At 73.2% G+C, this 4742-nt stretch carries 5 protein-coding genes; 3 read left to right on the top strand and 2 right to left on the bottom strand.

The window, feature by feature from the left end; genetic code table 11:
• Positions 1 to 763, bottom strand: a 763-nt coding sequence (locus ACWCO3_RS31665) for a DUF58 domain-containing protein (RefSeq protein WP_450013558.1), incomplete at its 3' end; no start/stop codon positions are given.
• Positions 742 to 1848: an AAA family ATPase gene (locus tag ACWCO3_RS31670; protein ID WP_145779914.1), complete on the bottom strand. Its 1107-nt coding sequence runs from the start codon at positions 1846 to 1848 to the stop codon at positions 742 to 744. The genes ACWCO3_RS31665 and ACWCO3_RS31670, both read right to left, overlap by 22 nt.
• 241 nt (positions 1849 to 2089) lie before the next feature.
• Here ACWCO3_RS31670 and ACWCO3_RS31675 point away from each other — a divergent pair, with 241 nt between their 5' ends.
• The 3 genes from ACWCO3_RS31675 (at position 2090) to ACWCO3_RS31685 (ending at position 4621) form a co-directional block, all read left to right on the top strand.
• A complete protein-coding gene (locus tag ACWCO3_RS31675; RefSeq protein WP_145779913.1) occupies positions 2090 to 2320 on the top strand; it encodes a hypothetical protein in 231 nt (76 codons plus the stop codon).
• A 245-nt stretch (positions 2321 to 2565) separates the two neighbouring features.
• Complete coding sequence (locus ACWCO3_RS31680; protein WP_354880167.1) at positions 2566 to 3099, top strand: PH domain-containing protein; 534 nt, start codon at positions 2566 to 2568, stop codon at positions 3097 to 3099.
• 97 nt (positions 3100 to 3196) lie between these two features.
• Positions 3197 to 4621, top strand: coding sequence for a PH domain-containing protein (locus tag ACWCO3_RS31685; RefSeq protein ID WP_435821914.1), 1425 nt, complete (start codon positions 3197 to 3199; stop codon positions 4619 to 4621).
• Positions 4622 to 4742 lie beyond the last annotated feature (121 nt).

Consider the following 4742-nt stretch of genomic DNA (forward strand, 5'->3'; position numbering starts at 1 on the left):
CGACGCGGTGGAGCGGATGACCGACCTCTCCGAGCTGGCCGACTCGGCCGGCTACGCGCCCTGGCTGACCCTGGAGCAGAAGACCGAGCTGCTCGTCGGGCGGCGCGAGGAAGTCCGAGACCACCACCACCACTCCGCGCCGTCGAGGCGGGCGGTTGAGCATCTCGATCAGGGCGCCCAGGTCACCACGGCCGGGCTGGATGGTGGTGCCGGCGACGGTACGCAGCAGGCCCTGCGCCTCCTTGCGACCCGAGCGGGCCGGCAGACGGGTGAGCACTCCGGGCCCGGCCGGCGGCGGTGCGCCCCGCCAGCGTCGGGCCGGCACGGGAGCGCCGCCACCGGTGCCGATCACGGCGCCGATCCGGTTGCCACCGCGTACGGTCAGGTGGGTGATGGCAGCCGCCGCGGCGACCACCACCTCGCGTTTGAGCCACTGCCCGGTGCCGAAGTCCAGGCTGGCGGAGAGGTCCAGCGCCAGCCAGGTCTCCAACTCCCGGTCAGCCACCGTACGCCGTACGTGCGGGGTGGTGGTCCGGGCGGTGACCGGCCAGTCCATCCGGCGCACGTCGTCGCCGGGGCGGTACTCCCGGGACTCCCCCGCCTCGCTGCCCGGCCCGGGGAGCAGACCGGCGTAGTCGCCCTGGAGCAGACCGTCGAGCTTGCGGGTGACCAGTAGTTGAAGCCGGGACAGCACGGCCTCGCTCCGGTCGGCGAGAGGGGCGGGACGGGGGGTGGGTGAGGTCACGGGCGCTGCCCGGGCCAGCCAGCGCCCGGCGGCGGCACTGTCGACGACGGGGTGGCCTGCTGTCGGGGTGCGACCGCCGGCAGGGGGATCGTCGACATCACCCGGTGCACGATGTGGTCGGCGGGCACGTCGTCGGCGAGCGCGTCGTAGCTCAGCACCAACCGGTGCCGCAGGATGTCCGGCGCGATGTCCTGCACGTCCTGCGGCAACGCGTAGTCGCGCCCTCGCAGCAGCGCCAGCGCGCGGGTGGCCCGGACCAGGCCCAGGGAGGCGCGCGGGCTGGCACCGTACTGGATCAGTTGCGCGACGTCGGGCATGCCGTGCTCGGCCGGGGCGCGGGTGGCCAACACCAACCGGACGGCGTAGTCGACCAGGGCGTTGTGCACGAAGACCTGGTCGGCCTTGCGTTGCAGGGCGATCAGGTCCGGGGTGTCGAACACCGCTGTCGGCTCCGGCGGGGCAACGCCCATCCGGTAGACGATTTCCCGTTCCTCCGCGTCGGTCGGGTAACCCACCACGATCTTCATGAGGAACCGGTCGCGCTGCGCCTCCGGCAGCGGGTAGACGCCCTCCTGCTCGATCGGGTTCTGAGTGGCCATCACCAGGAACGGGTCGGGCACCCGGTGGCTCTCCCCACCGATGGACACCTGCCGCTCGCTCATCACCTCGAGCAGCGCGGACTGCACCTTCGCCGGGGCCCGGTTGATCTCGTCGGCGAGGAGGAAGTTGACGAAGACCGGGCCCAGCTCGACGTCGAACTTCTCGCTCGATTGCCGGTAGATCCGGGTGCCCATGATGTCGGCCGGCACCAGGTCCGGGGTGAACTGCACCCGGGCGAAGGACCCGCCGACGACCTTGGCGAGGGTCTCCACGGCCAGGGTCTTGGCGACCCCGGGCACCCCTTCGAGCAGGCAGTGACCACGAGCGAGCAGCGCGACGAACATCCGCTCGACCATCCGGTCCTGCCCGACGATCACGCGTTTGATCTCGAACAGCGCTTTCTCCAGCAGAGTGGCGTCCTGCGCGGGTGTGGTCACCGGCGCGGGCGTCTGTGGTGCCGCCCCGTTCGGCGTCGGGGCGTCGGGCATGGTCGGCTGGGCCACCGGTCCTCCACAGCATCATTCGGTCGTCGCGGCTGGTGCGGTATCAAGACTCGCATGCCTTGCTGAGTGTCGAGGTGGGGAGAAGCCGATTTTCGCCGCGCCGTCCCCGACGGCCGAACCGCGCAACGCGGGTGTGCACGGATCGGCCCGCCGCGTGTACGATTCATCCCGTCGCCGGGCGGCTCCCCCCGTGGTCGCCCGGCGCTCAAACTTCCCGTCCCGCCGCCCTAGACTGGCCGGGATGAGCATCCCCTCCCCCGCCGACGAGGCCCTGGTCTGCTCGGCCCGGGGTTGCCGGGCCGTCGCGGTCTGGGCCCTGAAGTGGAACAATCCCCGGCTGCACGACGCCGATCGGCGCAAGACCTGGCTGGCCTGCGCCGAGCACCGGGGCAGCCTCGGTGACTTCCTGGACGCTCGCGGCTTCCTGCGTGCCGTCACGCCGGTGCCCGGATCGCCTACGCTCGACACGTGAGCGGCGACCCACCGGCTTCCCCCGGCCCCACCTCCCCGTCCTGGCCGCCCACCCCGGCCTCCGCACCACCCGGCGTCGAACCACCGCCCGGTGCGTTCCCGGCACCCGGCACGCTCGGCCCGGAGCCCGTCGCGCCCGACGTCTCGTCGCCCGCACCGCTGCCGCCGGGCGCGCTGCCGCCGCCTGGTCACCGCCCGGCGCCCGACGCCGACCAGCGCGCCCCCGACCTGCCCCCACCCGGCCTCCTGCCGGCCGCTCCCGAAGCGTCCGGCCCTCTGTTGGCGGCGGGGCGAGGGCCACTGGATCCCTGGCCGAGCACTGTCAACTGGCAGCCGATCTCCACCGACCTGATCTGGGTGGAGCTGATCCGGTTGGCGGTCGTGGTCGCCATCGGGCTGGCCGTGACGGCGGTGGGCTGGGCCCTCAGCGGCCACTGGCTGTTCGGGCTCGCCGTCGCCGTCGTCGCGCTGCTCGGCGGGTGGCGAGCCATCGCGATCGTCCGCGCGGTGCGCGCCTGGGGGTACGCCGAGCGGGAGAACGACCTGCTGGTCCGGCACGGGCTCCTGGTCCGGCGGCTCTCCATCGTTCCGTATTCGCGAATGCAGTTCGTCGACGTCAGCGCCGGGCCGTTGGAGCGCGCCTTCGACCTGGCCACCGTGCAGTTGCACACGGCCGCGGCGGCGAGCGACGCCCGGGTGCCCGGGCTGCGGCCGGCGGAGGCGTCCCGGCTACGCGACCGGCTCACCGCGCTCGGCGAAGACCGGGCGGAGGGCCTGTGAGCGCGAGGAGTGAGCCGGGGTTGCGAGCCCCGCAGTCGCAAACGAAAAGCGACCCGGTGAGCGCGAGGAGCGAGCCGGGGTTGCGAGGGCCGGCCCGATGAGCGACGGGCCCGCCGAGCCGAGCACCGTGCCACCCACCAGCCCGACGCCGCACGAGCCGATGCCACCGGCCGCGTGGCCGGCACCGGCGGGCGGTGGCGAAGGCGAGCCCCGGCAGCGACTGCACCCGCTCAGTCCGGTCCTGCACGGCGCCAAGTCACTGGTCGTGGTGATCGCCGGGTTGTCCTGGTCGACGCTGTCCCGGGTGGGCTTCGGCTGGTTCGCCGCCATGGTGGCGGTGCTGGCGCTCGGCGCGACAGTGTTGTCGGTGGTGAGCTGGTACAACACCGGCTACCACGTGGTGGGCCGCGAACTCCGGGTGTACGAGGGGCTGCTCTGGCGTCGTACCCGGGCCATCCCGTTGGAGCGCCTGCAGGCCGTCGAGGTGGTCCGGCCACTGCTCGCCCAGCTCACCGGCCTGGCCGAGCTGCGGCTGGAGGTAGTCGGTGGCGGCAAGACGGAGGCGCCCCTGGCGTACCTCGGGGTGGCCGACGCGGCCCGGCTGCGCGACCGGCTGCTGGCGTTGGCAGGGCGGGTGGCGCAGGCACCGGAGCCGGAGGACGCGACGTCCGCGGTGGCTCCGGGAGCGCCGGCGCCGACGGTGGCCGCCCCGGGCCGGCCACTGCACGCGGTACGCAACCAGAGCCTGCTGATCAGTCAACTGCTCACACCGCAGGCGTTCCTGCTTCCGTTCGGTGTGGCGTTCGTCGTGATCCAGTTCCTCACTGCGGGGTCGTGGTCGTTCGTCGCGGTGGCGAGCACGCTGACCGCGATGGCAGGTGTGCTGCTGCAACCGGTGCGCCGGGTGCTCGACGACTGGAACTTCCGGCTGGCCCGCGACGGTGGCACGTTGCGGGTGCACAACGGCCTGTTGGAGACGCGTTCGCAGACCGTGCCGCTGGCCCGGGTGCAGACAGTGCGGGCCACCTGGCCGCTGCTGTGGCGGGTCAACGGCTGGCTGCGGCTGCGGCTGGAGGTGGCCGGGTTCTCCGTCGCGGAGGCCGACGACCGCAACCGACCTGACCGGCTGCTGCCGGTCGGTGACCTGCCGACCGCGACGATGATCGTCGCGGAGGTGCTTCCGGGGGTACGCCTCGACGCCCTGACGCTGAGCCCTCCGCCGACCCGGACCCGGTGGCTGCACCCGCTGGGCCGTCGCGCCCTCGGTGCGGGGCTGTTCGAGGAGGTGTTCGCCACCCGCTCGGGGCGGCTCACCCGCCAGTTGGTGATCGTGCCGTACGCCCGTATCCAGAGCGTGCGGGTGGTGCAGGGGCCGATCCAGCGCCGCCTCGGGTTGGCTTCCGTGCACGCGGACACGGCGGGCGGTTCCGGCGCCACCGCCCAGGACCGCGACCTGGCCGAAGCCTGGGCCCTGGCCGCCGACCTGAACCAGCGTGCCCACCAAGCCCGCCACCGCCCCTAAACCCCACCCCCGCGCCCCGCGCCCCACCGCCCCACCGCGTTGATCATGAAGTTATTGCCCTCCCGACCGGCGTGTCATGGACATCTCCCGACACATCGTCCGGTTCGTCCGGCTCGGTGAC

The organism is Micromonospora sp. NPDC002411 (genome assembly GCF_053592955.1).

Excerpts from the sequence above, each read along its gene's own strand:
- ACWCO3_RS31685 (WP_435821914.1), top strand. The coding sequence starts at position 3,197 with ATGAGCGACGGGCCCGCCGAGCCGAGCACCGTGCCACCCACCAGCCCG.
- ACWCO3_RS31675 (WP_145779913.1), top strand. The coding sequence starts at position 2,090 with ATGAGCATCCCCTCCCCCGCCGACGAGGCCCTGGTCTGCTCGGCCCGG.